Source organism: Mesorhizobium sp. WSM4935 (assembly GCF_029625735.1).
GTDB lineage: Bacteria > Pseudomonadota > Alphaproteobacteria > Rhizobiales > Rhizobiaceae > Mesorhizobium.
Genome location: NZ_JARTVR010000003.1, coordinates 719,748 through 735,580 on the forward strand (window position 1 = coordinate 719,748; position 15,833 = coordinate 735,580).

A 15,833-nucleotide genomic window follows, 5' to 3' on the forward strand; every position below is an offset into this window, starting at 1 on the left:
CATGTCCTGAACATCGAGCAATCCTGACATCACCGTGTCAGCAGCACCCCTGCTATACCCTGCCTCCAACGCGAGGCAGGAGAATTGCGATGATCGACAGCGGCTTTGAGACCAAATCCCTCAGGATGGAACTGCTTTTGCTCGTCACATTCCAGGCGCCGGCCGCCGATGTCGAGCGCATCATGGAGGCGGTGGTGGCGATCACGCCGCTGCGCATGGGCAAATATGACGCCAACGCCTTTCAGTCGGCGCAGGGCATCGAGCGCTACCAGCCGCTCGAAGGCGCCGCCGCAGGCGCCGAGACGGAACTGCGCCGGCGGCCCGGCACCGTCGAAGTGTCGTTCGAAATCGCCGACGACCAGGCGCTCGCCGCCCGTGTCGTCGAGGCGATTTTCCAGGTCCATTCCTATCAGGAACCCGTCATCCGCATCCAGCCGCTGCTCGCCGGCCGCTCCAAGGGCCTGGACGACCGCGCCAATCCGAACCGCTGGTGGAACACGACGGGCGACTGGAAAAAGAAAGGGCAGTTGATCGAACATAACGCTTGAAGCGGTGAAATCCGCCATGCCGAAATGAGGCAAGGACGGCGCCCGGGCTTGACTTTCCGGGCGCGTTCTTTATGTGTCGCGCCAAGTTTCCCGCGTCCGGGTGTTTTCCCCGTGCTCCAGCGGCCAAAACTCCACGAACATTAACGGACGAACATCATGGCCAAAGCCGCAAACATCAAGATCAAGCTTCTGTCGACCGCCGACACCGGGTTCTTCTATGTGACCAGCAAGAACAGCCGTACCAAGACGGACAAGCTCTCGTTCCGCAAGTACGACCCGATCGCCAAGAAGCACGTCGAGTTCAAGGAAACCAAGATCAAGTAATCTGGTTATCCTGGGAAATCGAAGCGCCGCCCTTTGGGCGGCGTTTTTGTTTTTGAGGCAAATTCCAGGAAAAGTCCGGCCCGGTTTCCGGCAGGAATTGCGTCAGGCAAAGCTATGGGAAAGACCGGGCGGCAGAGAAGCCGAGCGGCTGCCTGCGCAAGGTTCCGATGGCAGTTTTTGTAGAAAAGGGGGCCGGTCGGCGTTTGGCAGCGGTACGAGGAGGCCACTATGTGCCAGCGCCGGCCGGCCGACCCCACGGACCCAGGAGATGCGGCGGACCTGAGCATCATGGGGTATTTTTGGATCGGGCCGGCTAGTCTACCCTCGTGCCGGCCTCGTGTTCTGTCTATGCGTCGCAGATTTGCGCAAGACCTTATAAAAATCAACCATTTCTTAACCACCGTTCGCGAATCGCTTGGGTTAAGGTAAATTTGTAACCTTGTTCACAGCGTCGGGAATCGGCGCCTTTCCCAAGCATCTCTCCCGAAGTTGCGACCGGTTTCGGGACAAAGACATGCGCAAGGTTGAAATCCAAAGCGTATGAGCAAACCCTGAAAGGATCGCGGCGCGCTTCAGGCAGCCTTGGCAACGACCCGGTTGCGGCCACCGCTTTTGGCTTCATAGAGCGCAAGATCGGCGCGTTTCATCAGCGCCGCGACGCTGTCGGTCCCTTTCAGCAGGGAGGATACGCCTACGCTGACCGTGACCTCGATCGTCTTGCCGGCATTGCCGACCGCAAACGGCGCCTGCGCGATCTCGGCGCGGATGCGCTCGGCTACCTTCTCGGCGACCGCGCCATCGGTATCCGGCATCACCACGACGAACTCCTCGCCGCCGAACCGGCAGGCGAGATCGATGCCGCGCACATTCTTGCGCAACCGCCTGGCAAATTCGCGCAGGACATCGTCGCCGCCGTCATGGCCATAGGTGTCGTTGATCGACTTGAAGCGATCGAGATCGGTGATCATCACCGACAGCGGCCGCCGCCGCGCCATGGCGCGATCGAACAGCGTCTGCAGATGGCTGTCGAGGTAACGCCGGTTATGCAGCCCGGTCAGCCCGTCGATGACAGCCATCTCGATGGTCTGGGCGACACTGGCGCGCAACTGGTCGTTATAGCGTTTGCGCCGCACTTGCGTGCGCAGGCGCGCTGTCAGCTCGTGCTGGTCGATCGGCCGGATCAGGTAATCGTTGATGCCGAGCTCCAGGCCGCGCAGGATGCGGCCTTCTTCGCCCTCGTCGGCGAGCAGCATGATCGGCAGGAAGCGGGTACGGTCGAGCGAACGCAGCTGCGAGCAGAGCCTCAGCGCATCGAAACCGGAGAAGGCGGTCGAGATCAGCACGCATTCATACGGCGTCTCGGCCGCCTGGAAGAAGCCTGCATTCGGATCGGTCGCGACATCGAGTTCGGCGCTGTTGCGCAGCATCTTCTGGATGCGTTCGACGGAAGATTTGCGCTCGTCGATGAGGAGCACTCGAGGCTTGGCGTCTTCGGTCGCGAAATCGCGGCTCAGGAGTTCTTCGATACCAATATTGCGCGTGGTCGATGCACGCAGCCTGAGCTCGTCCGTCAACGATTTCAGCCTGACGAGGCTCTTCACGCGTGTCATCAGTTGCAGGTCATTGACCGGCTTGGTGAGGAAATCGTCCGCGCCCGCCTCGAGGCCGCGCACCCGGTCCGAAACCTGATCGAGCGCGGTGATCATGACGACGGGGATATGCGAAGTCGCCGGGTCGCTCTTCAGGCGTCTGCAGACCTCAAACCCGTCCATGTCGGGCATCATCACGTCGAGCAGCACGACGTCTACCTTGCCGTTCTCGCAGGTCTCGATCGCATCCGGACCGTTATTGGCCGTCAGAACCTCGAAATACTCGGCAAGCAGCCGAACCTCCAGCAGCCGCACATTGGCGGGGATATCGTCGACGACGAGGATCCGCGCGGTCATTGAAAAACTCCGGTTCTGCTGGTCGCGGGCATCAGGCGTCGCCCAGATAGGATTTGATCGTCTCGATGAAGCGCGGTACCGAGATCGGCTTGGAGATATAGGCCTCGCAGCCGCCCTGGCGGATGCGCTCCTCATCGCCCTTCATGGCGAAGGCGGTGACGGCGATGACGGGTATCGAATGCAACTCGTCGTCTTCCTTCAGCCATTTCGTCACCTCCAGGCCGGAGACTTCGGGCAGTTGGATGTCCATCAGGATGAGGTCCGGCCGGTGCTGGCGCGCGAGATCGAGCGCCTCCAGCCCATTGCGTGTGCGAACCGTGTCGTAACCGCTGGCTTCGATGAGGTCCCGAAAGAGCTTCATGTTGAGCTCGTTGTCCTCGACGATCATCACCTTCTTAGCCATCAGTTTCCCGTCCCGACCGCCCCCGAAGCCGAAGGCGGTCGCAATGCGTCCCCTTCGGACCGCACCCAACCCTTTCCACTCTAGCCCAATATGATTGACGAAACGGAAACCGGAGGTTGGAAAGCTGCACGGATTCCACCTTCGGACGTTGTACGTGGGAGAGCGGAGGCTTGCCGCAAGCGACGCTTGCCGTTACTGCGGAAGGAGACTCAAAAAAATTCCACCAGTCCAAAGGTAATGATGGCGAACGCAGCGTCAATGCGCGAAGAAGCGGAAACCATTGCCGTCAAGGCGCTGGGCTTCATCGCCGCCGACCCGGAACTTCTGCCCCGCTTCCTGGCGATCACCGGCATCGAGGCGAACTCGATCCGCAGGGCCGCCGCGGAGCCCGGCTTCCTTGCCGGCGTCCTGCAATTCGTGCTTGCCCACGAGCCGACGCTGCTGCGCTTCGCCGAGGAGACCGGCACACCGCCGGCCGCCATCGGCAAGGCGCTGCACGCGCTCCCGCTCGGCAACGACGATCACGAGCGTTCGACATGAGCGACGATCCCGAGACGGCGCGGCAGATCGAAGAGCTTGCCGCCGACGACCGGCCGCTGCTGGTGCTGGACGTCGATGACGTCGTGCTCGAATTTGTCCGGCCCTTCCCGCATTTCCTGAAAACGCGCGGCTTCGGCCTGACGCTGGCTTCCTTCCGCCTTACCGGCAACATCGCCGAAACCGCGACCGGACGGCTGATCGAACAGCCGGAAGTGACGGCGCTGCTCGGCGATTTCTTCGATACCCAAGCGGATTGGCAAAGCATCACCGAGGGCGCTGCGGACGCGCTGGCAATGCTTGGACAAGGCGCCGAGATCGTCATGCTGACCGCCATGCCGCACAAGCATCGTGCCGTGCGCCGCGCGCATCTCGATGCGCTGGGGCTCAACTACCCGCTGCTGACGACGGAGATGGCCAAGGGGCCGGCTATTGCCAAACTGCGCGGCCTGAAAGCTCGGCCGGTCGCCTTCGTCGACGACCAGCCTTCCAACCTGGTCTCGGCGCGCAACTCCGTGGCGGACGCACACCTTTTCCATTTGATGGCCGACAACTCGCTGCGCGCCTTCCTGCCGCCCACGCCCGACGACATCATCTCGGTCGAGGACTGGCGCGAGGCGGCGCCCAAGATCGCGGCCGCGCTCGGGCTGTAGCTCAAACGCTCAGGGTTGCAGCTTCGCCCCTGCCCCGCCATTGTCGCCGCCGTCCGAACCGTCGCCTCCGGTCGAATTGTCGGTTCCATTCGCGCCGTCATCACCCGAATTGCCATCCTGGCCTGAATTGTCGTCCTGGACTTCATCCGGCCCCTTCAGCATGGCGCCGTTGACCGTGACGGACCCATCGGCCTTGGTGTTGATCACCCATTCCAGCCGGCCGTCCGCCAGTGTTTTGCCAAATCCTTTGACCGCCAACGCAAACGGGAAAGCCTGCGCCATTTGCTGATCGCTCTTGGCTCCTTCCTTCAGGGCATCGACGATCTTGTCATAGCCTGCGACATCGACAGTCAAGGTCGCATCCGGTTTCTCGCCGGGAAACGTCATCTCGCCTTCCATCGCGAGCTCGATATTGCCGTTCTTCACCGTGCTGTGCCCGATCACGACCTTCGGATTCTTGGCCTTGAAATCGGCGACCAGAGCCTTGCCGAATTCATCCGAGAGCGGTGGATTCTTATTGAGATCAAAGGCTTCGATCGCTTTTTTCGCCATCGTATCGAGGTCGATATTGGCGCCGCCAAAGTTCAGGTCGATGTCGGTGGGCAGCAGCGGAACGGTCCAGTCGGGCAGGGTCTGCCGTGGGATCGTCAGACCGGTAGCCTTGATCGTGTAATCCACCTTGCCGTTCTGGGAGACGCCGTCCATGCCGAATGCGGTGCTAAATTGCGCGGCCCCGAACTTGCCGACTGGGCTGTCCACCTCGAAATCCTTGAAGCCGTAATTGCCGTCGAGCCTTTCCCAGATGGGCAGCGCAGCCAGCATCAGCGATTTGAGCTCGGCCTGGTTCGCCTTGAGCTTGGCTTCGTCTTCATTCGCCACGGCAAAGGCGAGCAGGTCCAGCAGCGGTTTGGTGCGTACGCCTTTGCCGTTCGCGTCGACGGAAAGCTCCGGCGTTTTCAAAGTGAGCGGAAAATTCATCCCGTTGTCGGGATCGTTTACCTTGATCATCTCGACGAAATTCGAGACTTTTTGCTTGGCCGAGAAGTCGACACCGCCATTGGCGGATTTGGTCGCGGTAACGGTGGCGGTGCCGGCGCCGGTCGAGACATCGGCCTGCTGCTTGGCTTCCCGCGACGTCATGGTCATCCCGGCCAGCGAGCTCGTCGCGTTGGTGAAGGCCGCAAGGGCCGGATCGTAGACGCTGGTCAATTTGCCGTCCTTGATCGTGAGCTCCATGCTCTGACGGCCTTCCGGCCCATCGAATTCGAAGGATGCGCCCTGCGAGAAATTCGACGAGACATCCCATGAACCGTCGCTGCGCGGCTTCACCATCAGTGCGTATGGCGCCATGTCGAATTTCAGGAGCTTCTGCTCCGGCAGCGCATTGACGAGCGCCTTGATGTCGAGTGCGATCTTGTAGGCGTCGCCCTCGACCGAAACCTTGAGCACACCCTTGTCGAAGGCCTGCTTGCCGAAATAGCGCGCCAGATTGTCGGACAGCTCCTTGGCGCCTTGATTGTCGACGGTCTGGGCAAAGGCGGGCGCGCAGAGCACCAGGGCAAAGGCAAGTGGCAAAATACGCTTCACGTTGGTTCTCCGTGGTCCCGGAAGAATGATTTGCGCTTCTGGTAGGCAAGAAGCGTTACAGCCGCAAGACTGTAGGCCAAAAGCGCATCCGGCTAAAGCACCAGCCGCATCAGCGGTCGGCCGGGCTTGCGCTCCACCAGCCTCTCGAAGCCGGCCTTTTCGAACACCCGCGACGAGCCGACGAAAAGCCCGATCGAACGCGAATCGCGCGACAGGTCGATCGGGCAGGCTTCGAGCAGCCTCGCGCCGTTCTCGCGGGCGAAGGCGATGCCGCCCTCGACCAGGCGATGCGTGATGCCGCGTCCCCTCGCCTTGACGCGGATGAAGAAGCAGGAGATCGCCCAGACATTTGGGTCGTCGGCATCGGCAGGATCGACCGGGGCCGAGCCCCTGCCCTGATTGTTCCACTCGGGCACGTCGGCGCGCGGGCCGACCTGCATCCAGCCGACAGCCTTGCCGTCCTCAAAGGCGAGAAGTCCCGGCGGCGGACCAGCCTCGATTCGCGCCTTGATGAGATCCTTGTTGCGCTCCTTGTCGCTGGCGCGGCGCTCCGCCGGCGTCAGCCGGAAATGCGTGCACCAGCAGCCGTAGCAGGCGCCCTGCTTGCCGAACAGGTCCTCGAAATCGGGCCAGCGCTCAGGGGTCAGCGGTACTATGGACGTGCTCATGCGTTCTCCCCAGGCCAAGCTTGTTGCCGGCCCTGCGCTGTCGTACCATTGCGTTTGTTCTCTTTATGTTCGCAGCGATGGCGGCTCCTGTCAACAATCCCGAACACGGTTTTTGCCGTGACTGCCTGGCGCTCCAGCGCTCGGAGACGCGCCGCTGCGACCGCTGCGGCAGCCCGCGCCTTGTCCGCCACGCCGAACTCTACCGGCTCAAGATCGCCCATATCGATTGCGACGCCTTCTACGCGGCAATCGAAAAGCGCGACAACCCGGCGCTGAAGGACAGGCCGGTCATTGTCGGCGGCGGCCGGCGCGGCGTCGTCTCCACCGCCTGCTATATCGCCCGCATCCAGGGCGTTCGCTCGGCCATGCCGATGTTCAAGGCGCTGGAACTCTGCCCGGAGGCGGTGGTGATCCCGCCCGACATGGAAAAATATGTCGGCGTCGGGCGCCAGGTCCGCGCCTTGATGCAGGCGCTGACGCCGCAGGTCGAACCGCTGTCGATCGACGAGGCGTTTCTCGACCTCGCCGGCACCGAGCGGCTGCACGGCATGCCGCCTGCGCTGGTGCTGGCGCGCTTCGCGCAGACGGTGGAAAGGGAACTCGGCATCACCGTTTCGGCCGGCCTCTCCTACTGCAAGTTCCTGGCCAAGATCGCCTCGGATTTCCGCAAGCCGCGCGGCTTTTCGGTGATCGGAGAAGCCGAGGCGCCAAGCTTCCTCGCCGCGCAGCCGGTGACGATGATCTGGGGCGTGGGCAAGGCGCTGGCCGCAACGCTGGAACGTGACGGCATCCGCATGATCGCGCAATTGCAGCGCATGGAGCGGGGCGACCTGATGCGCCGCTATGGCGTGATGGGCGACCGGCTCTACCGCCTGTCGCGCGGCGAGGACGACCGCCCGGTCGATCCCGACGGCGATGCCAAGAGCGTGTCGGCCGAGACCACCTTCGACACCGACATCGCCGCTTTGGCGGAGCTGGTGCCGGTGCTGCGCGGCCTGTCGGAAAAGGTCTCGGCGCGGCTGAAGAAATCCGGCATCGCCGGGCGCACCGTGGTGCTCAAGCTCAAGACGCAGGATTTCAAGATCCGCACCCGCAACCGTCAGCTCGGCGATCCGACCCGGCTGGCCGACCGCATCTTCCAGACCGGGCTCGACCTTTTGCGCCGCGAAGCCGACGGCACCAAATTCCGCCTGCTCGGCATCGGTGTCAGCGACCTCTCCGATGACGAAAAAGCCGATCCGCCGGATCTGGTCGACCTGCAATCGCGCAAGCGCGCGCTGGCCGAAGGCGCTATGGACACGCTGCGGGACAAGTTCGGCAGGAAAGCCGTCGAGACCGGCTACACATTCGGCAAGGGCCGCGCCGCCAATCCGCCAGAGCCGCTTGAAGAGTAAAGCGTCAGCTGCGCTTCAGGTCGATCCGGCTCGTCACCACCATCGTGCCGGTCTCCGGATCAATGTCGGTCACCGTCATACGCATATTGTCGGGCCCGACCTTCTCGACCGTCAGCTCCGCGTCGCGGTCGCCATTGACGATTTTCGCCCAGTGGATGTCGAGGTTGATCGCGTCGCCCTTGCGGCTTCCGCTGAGCCCGGCGGGTCCGCTGCGCGATCCGATATAGGTGCCGGTATAGCTCCCACCGCTGACCTTCAGGTCGGCGCGTATTTCGCGCGACATGATCAGCAAGGCGCGGCAGGTGCCGTCAAGAGACAGGGAGTTCGCCGTCGCGTCCGAGGTGAAGGTGCAGTTGATGTTCATCACCGGGGTATTCGTCCTGATCCTGACCGTTCCCTTGCCGGAGAACTTTCCCTGCAGCGAGCGCAGAAAAGCCGCCTCGTCGGCATGCGCGCCTGTCGAGCAGAAAAGGCAGGCGGCGGCCAGCAAGGCAGCAGTCGATTTCATCAAAGGCGTTCCCCTCTCGCGATCGCTGAACAATTTCAGGAAAAAATGACACGGTTTTGGCGGGCACCTTCCAAAGGAAGGCGGAAGCGCGGACTTAACGGGTGCTGCGGACGCAAGCTTCCGCCCTCGCCACGACGGTTTTGGCATCCCTTTTGGCTGGCCCAGTGGAATGACGCCACTAACGGTTGCGGCCCAGGTCCAGGCTTGCGACATAGGCGCCCAAATGGCGCCCGCTCCCTCGATCCCAAAAGCCGCATTTTGGATGGCTCTGTCAATCGCCTCGATGCTGGCGATGTCGGTTGCCGGGCGCGAGACGACGGCCGAGCTCAACGTCTTCCAGGTGCTGGAACTGCGCTCGGTGATCGGCTTCTTCATCCTTTTGCCGCTGGTGATGATGAATGGCGGTTTTTCCGCAATGCGCACCAGGCGCCCTTTCGCCCATATCGCCCGCAATGTCATCCACTACACCGGCCAGGCGGCATGGCTCTATGCGCTGACGCTCATTCCGCTCGCGGTGCTGATCTCGATTGAGTTCACGACGCCGATCTGGACGGCGATTCTCGCGGTCAGCTTTCTGGGGGAAAGACTGTCCCGGTCCAAACTGACGGCGATCTTGCTTGGCCTGATCGGCGTGGTGATCATCGTGCGCCCCAGCGCCGGCTCGATGGATCCCGGACACATCGTCGTGCTCGGCGCCGCGGTCTGTTTCGGCATCTCGATGGTGCTGGTGAAGTCGATGACCAGGACTGAAAGCGTGGTGCGCATCATCTTCTGGATGCTGATCATCCAGTCGGTGGTTGGCCTGATCCCGGCCCTCTACCACTGGCGCACCCCTTCGCCCGGGCTCTGGCCATGGATCTTCGTCATCGCCTTCACCGGCATGTCGTCGCATTTCTGCCTGGCCCGCGCGCTGGTCCATGCCGACGCCACGATCATCTCGCCGATGGATTTCCTGCGCGTGCCGCTGACGGCGCTGGTCGGCTGGCTGCTTTATCACGAGCAGATCGATGTCTTCACCGCCGGCGGCGCAGCGCTGATTCTGGCCGGCAATTTGCTCAATTTGCAGAAGAAGACGCCGCGGGTAGCCGAAGCGGAAGCGGCAACCCCTTAGAGCGTCTCACCGTTTCACGGAAACGGCGAACCGCTCTATCTCTTTGTTTTAACGCAATTCCGGACGGAAAACCGCTCACACTTTTCCTGGAATTGCTCTGGGCTAAACCAGCTCGACCTCGACCACACCAGGCACCGCGCGCATGGCCGATGCGACCTGCGGCGAGATACGGTAGCGGTTGGGCAATTCGATCTCGACCTCGCCCTGTCCGGCGTCCTTAATCAGTACGAAGCTCACCTGCCCCTCGCCCTTGACCGAAAGCTGGTTGGCGAGCGTGCCGAGCGGTGCTGCGTCGCGCACGAAGATGCGCAGCGCCTTCTGAATGCGGCTCGCCTCATCCTCCAGCGACTGCACGGTCTGGATGCGCAGGTTGATGCCTTCCGGCCGGTCTTCCGCCGAAACGGTGATCACCACCGAGCGGCCGGGTTCCAGCATGTCGCGATACTGCGCCAGGCCTTCGGAGAACAGCACCGCCTCGTATTGGCCGGTCGTGTCGGAAAACTGCACCACGCCCATCTTGTTGCCGGTGCGGGTCTTGCGCTCCTGCTTGGTGGTGACGGTGCCGGCGAGCCGCCCGGCGGCGGCGCCGCGTTTCACCGCCGCGGAAAACTCCGCCCAGTTCTGCACCCGCATCTTCTGCAGTGCGGCCCTGTACTCATCCAGCGGATGTGCCGAGAGATAGAAGCCCACCACCTGGAACTCGCGGTGCAGCCGGTCCGCGGCAAGCCACGGATCGGTCGCCGGCAGGTTGAGCGCCTGCGATTGGCTGCCAAGCGAGGCGCCGAAAATGTCGGCCTGGCCGGAAATGGCGTTCTGCTGCGCCAGCGAGGCCAGGCCCATCATGCGCTCCACGCCGGCCATCATCTGGGCGCGGTCGTGCCCGAAGCAATCCAGCGCGCCGGCCATGATCAGGCTTTCGAAGACCCGCTTTCCGACGATCTTCGGATCGACCCGCTCGCAGAAATCGGCGAGGCTCTTGAACGGCCCTTCGGCTCGCTTCTCGACGATGTGCTCGACCGCCGCGTCGCCCACGCCCTTCAGCGCCGCCAGCGAATAGAAGATCTTGTTTTCGCCCACTTCGAACGGCCGGAAACTGGTCATCACCGACGGCGCCACCACCTCGATGCCGAGGCGCATGGCGTCCTGGCGGAAATCCGCCAGCTTGTCGGTGTTGCTCATGTCGAGCGTCATCGAGGCCGCCAGGAACTCGACCGGGTAATGCGCCTTGAGATAGGCGGTCTGATAGGAAACGACCGCATAAGCGGCGGCGTGCGACTTGTTGAAGCCGTAGTCGGCGAACTTGGCCAACAGATCGAAGATGAAGTCGGCCTGCGGCTTGGAGACGCCGCGCTCGACCGCGCCGGAGACGAAGCGCTCGCGCTGCTTGTCCATCTCGGCGCGGATCTTCTTGCCCATGGCGCGGCGCAGGAGATCGGCTTCGCCGAGCGAATAGCCGGCAAGCTCCTGCGCGATCTGCATCACCTGTTCCTGGTAGACGATGACGCCTTGCGTCTCCTTCACCAGATGGTCGATCTTGGGATGAATCGAAGCCAACTCCTCCTCGCCATGCTTTCTGGCGTTGTAGGTCGGGATGTTCTCCATCGGTCCGGGGCGGTAGAGCGCCACCAGCGCGATGATGTCCTCGATGCAGTCCGGCCGCATGCCGATCAGCGCCTTGCGCATGCCGGCACTTTCAACCTGGAACACGCCGACCACCTCGCCGCGCGACAGCATGGCGTAGGTGTCCTTGTCGTCGAGCGGTATCCTCGCGAGATCGATGTCGACGCCGCGCCGGCGGATGAGCTTCACCGCCGTCTCCAGCACGGTCAGCGTCTTCAGGCCGAGGAAGTCGAACTTCACCAATCCAGCCTGCTCGACATATTTCATGTTGAACTGTGTGACCGGCATGTCGGAGCGCGGATCGCGATACATCGGCACCAGTTCCGACAGCGGCCGGTCGCCGATTACGATACCGGCGGCGTGCGTCGAGGCGTGGCGATACAGGCCTTCGAGCTTCTGCGCCGTGTCGAGCAGCGTCTGGACGATCGGCTCCTTCTCCGCCTCCTCGGCGAAGCGAGGCTCGTTGGCAATGGCGTCGGCCAGCTTGACCGGATTGGCAGGGTTCTGCGGCACCATCTTGGAAAGCTTGTCGACCTGGCCGTAGGGCATCTGCAGCACGCGGCCGACGTCGCGCAGCACGGCGCGCGCCTGCAGCGTTCCGAAGGTGATGATCTGGCCGACCTGGTCGCGCCCGTATTTCTGCTGGACGTAGCGGATGACCTCCTCGCGCCGGTCCTGACAGAAGTCGATGTCGAAGTCGGGCATCGAGACGCGATCCGGGTTGAGGAAGCGCTCGAACAGCAGCGAGAAACGCAGTGGGTCGATATCGGTGATGGTGGTCGAATAGGCGACCAGCGAGCCGGCGCCCGAACCGCGCCCCGGCCCGACGGGAATGCCTTGCGACTTGGCCCATTTGATGAAGTCGGCAACGATCAGGAAGTAGCCGGGGAACTTCATTCGCTCGATGATGCCGAGCTCGAATTCGAGCCGTTCGCGATATTGCTCGACCGTGTAGCCCGGCGTCGGCCCGTGCGCTGCAAGGCGCTTCTCCAGACCCTCCCGCGCCTGGCGGGCAAGCTCCGCGGCTTCCGCCTTCTCGGCCGCGTCCTTGTCGGCGGCGTCGGCGCCGGTGAAACGCGGCAGGATCGGGCTGCGGTTCTTTGGATAATAGGAACAGCGGATGGCGATCTCGACCGTGTTGTCGATCGCTTCAGGCAGGTCGGAGAAGAGCCGCGCCATCTCGGCCTGGCTGCGCAGGAAATTGTCCGGTGAAAGCCGCCGGCGATTGTCCGCGGCAACCACCGAGCCTTCGGCAATCGCAATCAGCGCATCATGCGCCTCATAATCCTCGCGCTTGGAGAAGAACGCCTCGTTGGTGGCGACCAGCGGCAGGTCATGCGTGTAGGCCAGGTCGACCGTCGATTTTTCGACCATACGGTCATAGCCCTGGACCCGCTCCAATTCGACATAGAGCCTGTCACCGAACAGGCCCTTGAGGAACAGCAGCCGCTGTTCGGCGAGGTCGCGCCGGTCCGCTTTGAGCGCGCTGCCGATCGGACCGCGCGGGCCGCCGGTCAGGCAGATCAGCCCGTCGCATCGGCCCTCTAGCGTGGCGCTGGTCAGATGCACCGGCTCGCCAGGCGGCGTTTCCAGATAGACCTTGCTGATCAGCCGCACGAGATTGGCATAACCCGCCTCGCTGGCGGCGATCAGCACGACCGGCGACATTTCCGGCCCGTGCCGGCGGCGATCGCGCTGGCCGTCGCTCGCCTCGCCGGAAAAGACGAGATCGATCTGGCAGCCGATGATCGGCTGAATGCCGTCCTTGACCGCCTTTTGGGCGAATTCGAGCGCGCCGAACAGATTGTTGGTGTCGGTGACGGCTATCGCCGGCGCCTCGTCCTTGACCGCATGGCCGACGATCGCGCTGAGCTGAAGCGCGCCTTCGAGCAGCGAATAGGCCGAATGCACGCGCAGATGGATGAATGTCCGCGCCGGCGCATCCGGCCGCGCGGCCTTCACGGCTGCTTCGCGCTGCAACGGGTCGCGTGGAAGTCGTTCATCCGCCATGTTTTTTCGCGCTATCCCAAAGACTCAAAATCCATGCAGATGTATTGTCCCGGACGGGGCCATGCCAGTCCAGCACAAAAGACCCGCAGGGCACAGGCTTGCGACCCGGTAGCGCCTCTTCTCAGGCGAACTCCATGATCACCGCGTCGACAGCGAGGCTGTCCCCCGGTTTGGCATTGAGCTTTGCCACGGTGAGGTCGCGTTCGGCGCGCAGCACGTTCTCCATCTTCATCGCCTCGACCACGGCCAGCGTCTCGCCGGCCTTCACTTCTTGGCCCTCGGCGACCGCGATAGAGACGACGAGACCGGGCATCGGGCAGAGCAGCATCTTCGAGGTGTCCGGCGGCAGTTTCTCCGGCATCAGCCTTTCAAGCTCAGCCGTGCGCGGCAGCATGGCGCGCGCGGTCACCGACATGCCTTTCCAGGCAATCCGCAGCCCGTTCAGCGCGGGGCGGATCTGGGCTGCGATGCTGTTGCCGCCGACCGTTCCCTGCCAGATCGCGTCGCCCGGCCGCCAGTCGGAGGCCACCGTCAGCGGCTTGCCGCCGTCGATCGCCAGATCGACCTCCATCGGGATGGAAACCATGCCGTCAACGATCTCGACCGGAAGGTAGCCGGCCCCGATCTTCACCACCCAGTCGCGCTTGAGATGGCCGGAATGCGGCGCCAGCCTGCCGCTCAGGCGGTCGAGCCGGTCGCGGCGCAAAAGTTCGATCGCCGTTGCGACGGCGGCGAACACCGCCCTCTCCTCGCCATCCGGCGCGACCGGCGAAAAACCGTCCGGATATTCCTCGGCGATGAAGCCCGTCGACAGCCGCCCCTCGCGCCAGCGTGGATGCTGCATCAGCGCCGAAAGAAACGGGATGTTGTGCTCGATGCCGTCGACGACGAACCTGTCCAGCGCCTCCGACATAGCATCGATTGCCTCGAGCCTGGTCGGCGCCCAGGTGCACAGCTTCGCCACCATCGGGTCATAGAACATCGAGATTTCCGAGCCCTCAGTGACGCCGGTGTCGTTGCGGACCACGATGTCGCCGAACCTGCCCTCTTCCGGCGGTCTGTAACGGGTCAGCCGGCCGATCGATGGCAGGAAATTGCGGAAAGGGTCCTCGGCATAGAGGCGGCTCTCCACCGCCCAGCCGTTGAGCTTCACGTCGCTCTGCTTCATGGCGAGCTTCTCGCCGGCTGCGACGCGGATCATCTGCTCGACCAGGTCGATGCCGGTCACCAGCTCGGTAACCGGATGCTCGACCTGCAATCGCGTATTCATTTCAAGGAAATAGAAGTTCTTGTCCTTGTCGACGATGAACTCGACAGTGCCGGCGCTCTGGTAGTCGACGGCCTTGGCCAAGGCCACCGCCTGCTCGCCCATCGCCTTTCTGGTCTTGGCATCGAGGAATGGCGACGGCGCCTCCTCGACCACCTTCTGGTTGCGGCGCTGGATCGAGCATTCCCGCTCGCCAAGATAAAGGGCGGTGCCATGTGCGTCGGCCAGCACCTGGATTTCGATGTGGCGGGGATCGACGACGAACTTCTCGATGAAGACGCGGTCGTCGCCGAAGGAGCTTTTCGCTTCCGAACGCGCCCGCTCGAAACCATCGCGCACCTCCGCCTTATTCCAGGCGATGCGCATGCCCTTGCCGCCGCCGCCAGCCGAGGCCTTGATCATGACCGGATAGCCGATCTCGCCGGCGATCCGTTCGGCATGGTCGGCATCTTCGATGACGCCCAGCCATCCGGGCACGGTGGAGACCTTGGCCTGGCTGGCGAATTTCTTCGATTCGATCTTGTCGCCCATCGCCTTGATGGCCTTGGGCTTCGGTCCGATGAAGACGATGCCTTCCTTTTCCAGCGTCTCGCAGAAGGAGGCACGCTCGGACAGGAAGCCATAGCCCGGATGCACCGCTTCCGCGCCGGTTTCCTTGCAGGCGACGATGATCTTCTCCGGCAGCAGATAGCTCTGCGCCGCCGGCGAAGGCCCGATATGCACCGCTTCGTCGGCCATTTCGACATGCACGGCATCGCGGTCGGCATCCGAATAGACGGCGACGGTGGCAATTCCCATCTTGCGCGCCGTCTTGATCACGCGGCAGGCGATCTCGCCGCGATTGGCGATCAGGATCTTCTTGAACATTCGGATGTCGTTCCTCCGGCGAAGCGGTCCAGTTCTATGGACAATTCCAGCGCGCCTCAAGGGCTCGCGAGCTGGCTCCCACGGCCGGTGCCAATTACAGAAACAGCGCCGAAAAACGTCGCAAGAGACGTTGGCCGCCGGCGCGGAACCCGCTAAAGTTATGCGCAACACCGCAGGGATGGCAGGCTGGCATTCACCAGGGGTAGCTTGCCGTTAGCTAAAACTACAGATCGTTGGGAGGAGTGCCTCATGAAAACGCGTGCCGCCGTAGCCGTTGCCGCCGGAAAGCCGCTGGAGATCATGGAGGTCGACCTCGAAGGTCCCCGCGAGGGCGAGGTGCTGGTCGAGGTCAAGGCGACCGGCATCTGCCACACCGACGAGTTCACGCTC

At 63.1% G+C, this 15,833-nt stretch carries 13 protein-coding genes and 1 pseudogene; 7 read left to right on the plus strand and 7 right to left on the minus strand.

Annotated features, from left to right (window positions below):
- Nucleotides 1–89: 89 nt before the first annotated feature.
- Together P9273_RS11570 and rpmG are read left to right on the plus strand one after the other, a co-directional pair.
- The gene (locus tag P9273_RS11570; RefSeq protein ID WP_278048994.1) at nt 90–548 is read left to right on the plus strand and encodes a hypothetical protein; all 459 of its coding nucleotides are present in this window, start codon (nt 90–92) and stop codon (nt 546–548) included.
- A gap of 156 nt (nt 549–704) precedes the next feature.
- Nucleotides 705–872 (plus strand): 50S ribosomal protein L33, encoded by a 168-nt coding sequence (rpmG, locus tag P9273_RS11575; RefSeq protein ID WP_040995604.1) that lies wholly within the window; start codon nt 705–707, stop codon nt 870–872.
- A 572-nt stretch (nt 873–1,444) separates the two neighbouring features.
- On the opposite strand, the gene P9273_RS11580 is transcribed toward rpmG, so the two are convergent.
- Both P9273_RS11580 and P9273_RS11585 read right to left on the minus strand, forming a co-directional pair.
- A complete protein-coding gene (locus P9273_RS11580) occupies nt 1,445–2,818 on the minus strand; it encodes a PleD family two-component system response regulator (protein WP_278048995.1) in 1,374 nt (457 codons plus the stop codon).
- A 31-nt stretch (nt 2,819–2,849) separates the two neighbouring features.
- A complete protein-coding gene (locus P9273_RS11585; protein ID WP_040995610.1) occupies nt 2,850–3,221 on the minus strand; it encodes a response regulator in 372 nt (123 codons plus the stop codon).
- A gap of 240 nt (nt 3,222–3,461) precedes the next feature.
- Here P9273_RS11585 and P9273_RS11590 point away from each other — a divergent pair, with 240 nt between their 5' ends.
- Both P9273_RS11590 and P9273_RS11595 read left to right on the plus strand, forming a co-directional pair.
- A complete protein-coding gene (locus tag P9273_RS11590; RefSeq protein ID WP_278048997.1) occupies nt 3,462–3,761 on the plus strand; it encodes a DUF3572 domain-containing protein in 300 nt (99 codons plus the stop codon).
- Nucleotides 3,758–4,411 (plus strand): hypothetical protein, encoded by a 654-nt coding sequence (locus P9273_RS11595; protein ID WP_278048999.1) that lies wholly within the window; start codon nt 3,758–3,760, stop codon nt 4,409–4,411. The genes P9273_RS11590 and P9273_RS11595 overlap by 4 nt, the downstream gene beginning before the upstream one ends.
- A 9-nt stretch (nt 4,412–4,420) precedes the next feature.
- On the opposite strand, the gene P9273_RS11600 is transcribed toward P9273_RS11595, so the two are convergent.
- Together P9273_RS11600 and P9273_RS11605 are read right to left on the minus strand one after the other, a co-directional pair.
- Complete coding sequence (locus tag P9273_RS11600) at nt 4,421–5,998, minus strand: hypothetical protein (protein WP_278049000.1); 1,578 nt, start codon at nt 5,996–5,998, stop codon at nt 4,421–4,423.
- 92 nt (nt 5,999–6,090) lie between these two features.
- Complete coding sequence (locus tag P9273_RS11605) at nt 6,091–6,666, minus strand: GNAT family N-acetyltransferase (RefSeq protein ID WP_278049001.1); 576 nt, start codon at nt 6,664–6,666, stop codon at nt 6,091–6,093.
- A gap of 65 nt (nt 6,667–6,731) precedes the next feature.
- On the opposite strand from P9273_RS11605, the gene P9273_RS11610 reads away from it, so the two are divergent.
- Nucleotides 6,732–8,060, plus strand: coding sequence for a DNA polymerase IV (locus P9273_RS11610; protein ID WP_278049002.1), 1,329 nt, complete (start codon nt 6,732–6,734; stop codon nt 8,058–8,060).
- 4 nt (nt 8,061–8,064) lie between these two features.
- Here P9273_RS11610 and P9273_RS11615 read toward each other — a convergent pair whose 3' ends face one another.
- The gene (locus P9273_RS11615; RefSeq protein ID WP_278049003.1) at nt 8,065–8,568 is read right to left on the minus strand and encodes a hypothetical protein; all 504 of its coding nucleotides are present in this window, start codon (nt 8,566–8,568) and stop codon (nt 8,065–8,067) included.
- Between the two features lie 223 nt (nt 8,569–8,791).
- On the opposite strand from P9273_RS11615, the gene P9273_RS11620 reads away from it, so the two are divergent.
- Nucleotides 8,792–9,679 (plus strand): DMT family transporter, encoded by an 888-nt coding sequence (locus P9273_RS11620; RefSeq protein ID WP_278049004.1) that lies wholly within the window; start codon nt 8,792–8,794, stop codon nt 9,677–9,679.
- 102 nt (nt 9,680–9,781) lie between these two features.
- Here the strand turns inward: P9273_RS11620 and dnaE are convergent, their stop codons facing one another.
- Nucleotides 9,782–13,309: a DNA polymerase III subunit alpha gene (gene dnaE, locus P9273_RS11625; protein WP_278049005.1), complete on the minus strand. Its 3,528-nt coding sequence runs from the start codon at nt 13,307–13,309 to the stop codon at nt 9,782–9,784.
- Nucleotides 13,310–13,430: 121 nt separating this feature from the next.
- Nucleotides 13,431–15,443 (minus strand): acetyl-CoA carboxylase biotin carboxylase subunit, encoded by a 2,013-nt coding sequence (locus tag P9273_RS11630; RefSeq protein WP_278049006.1) that lies wholly within the window; start codon nt 15,441–15,443, stop codon nt 13,431–13,433.
- A gap of 249 nt (nt 15,444–15,692) precedes the next feature.
- Between P9273_RS11630 and P9273_RS11635 the strand changes: the two are divergent.
- Nucleotides 15,693–15,833: pseudogene (locus P9273_RS11635) on the plus strand (S-(hydroxymethyl)glutathione dehydrogenase); the annotation flags it as partial.

Coding starts and splice junctions, on each gene's coding strand:
- P9273_RS11570 (WP_278048994.1), top strand. CDS start 90: ATGATCGACAGCGGCTTTGAGACCAAATCCCTCAGGATGGAACTGCTT.
- rpmG (WP_040995604.1), top strand. CDS start 705: ATGGCCAAAGCCGCAAACATCAAGATCAAGCTTCTGTCGACCGCCGAC.
- P9273_RS11580 (WP_278048995.1), bottom strand. CDS start 2,818: ATGACCGCGCGGATCCTCGTCGTCGACGATATCCCCGCCAATGTGCGG.
- P9273_RS11585 (WP_040995610.1), bottom strand. CDS start 3,221: ATGGCTAAGAAGGTGATGATCGTCGAGGACAACGAGCTCAACATGAAG.
- P9273_RS11590 (WP_278048997.1), top strand. CDS start 3,462: ATGGCGAACGCAGCGTCAATGCGCGAAGAAGCGGAAACCATTGCCGTC.
- P9273_RS11595 (WP_278048999.1), top strand. CDS start 3,758: ATGAGCGACGATCCCGAGACGGCGCGGCAGATCGAAGAGCTTGCCGCC.
- P9273_RS11605 (WP_278049001.1), bottom strand. CDS start 6,666: ATGAGCACGTCCATAGTACCGCTGACCCCTGAGCGCTGGCCCGATTTC.
- P9273_RS11610 (WP_278049002.1), top strand. CDS start 6,732: ATGTTCGCAGCGATGGCGGCTCCTGTCAACAATCCCGAACACGGTTTT.
- P9273_RS11615 (WP_278049003.1), bottom strand. CDS start 8,568: ATGAAATCGACTGCTGCCTTGCTGGCCGCCGCCTGCCTTTTCTGCTCG.
- P9273_RS11620 (WP_278049004.1), top strand. CDS start 8,792: ATGGCGCCCGCTCCCTCGATCCCAAAAGCCGCATTTTGGATGGCTCTG.
- dnaE (WP_278049005.1), bottom strand. CDS start 13,309: ATGGCGGATGAACGACTTCCACGCGACCCGTTGCAGCGCGAAGCAGCC.
- P9273_RS11630 (WP_278049006.1), bottom strand. CDS start 15,443: ATGTTCAAGAAGATCCTGATCGCCAATCGCGGCGAGATCGCCTGCCGC.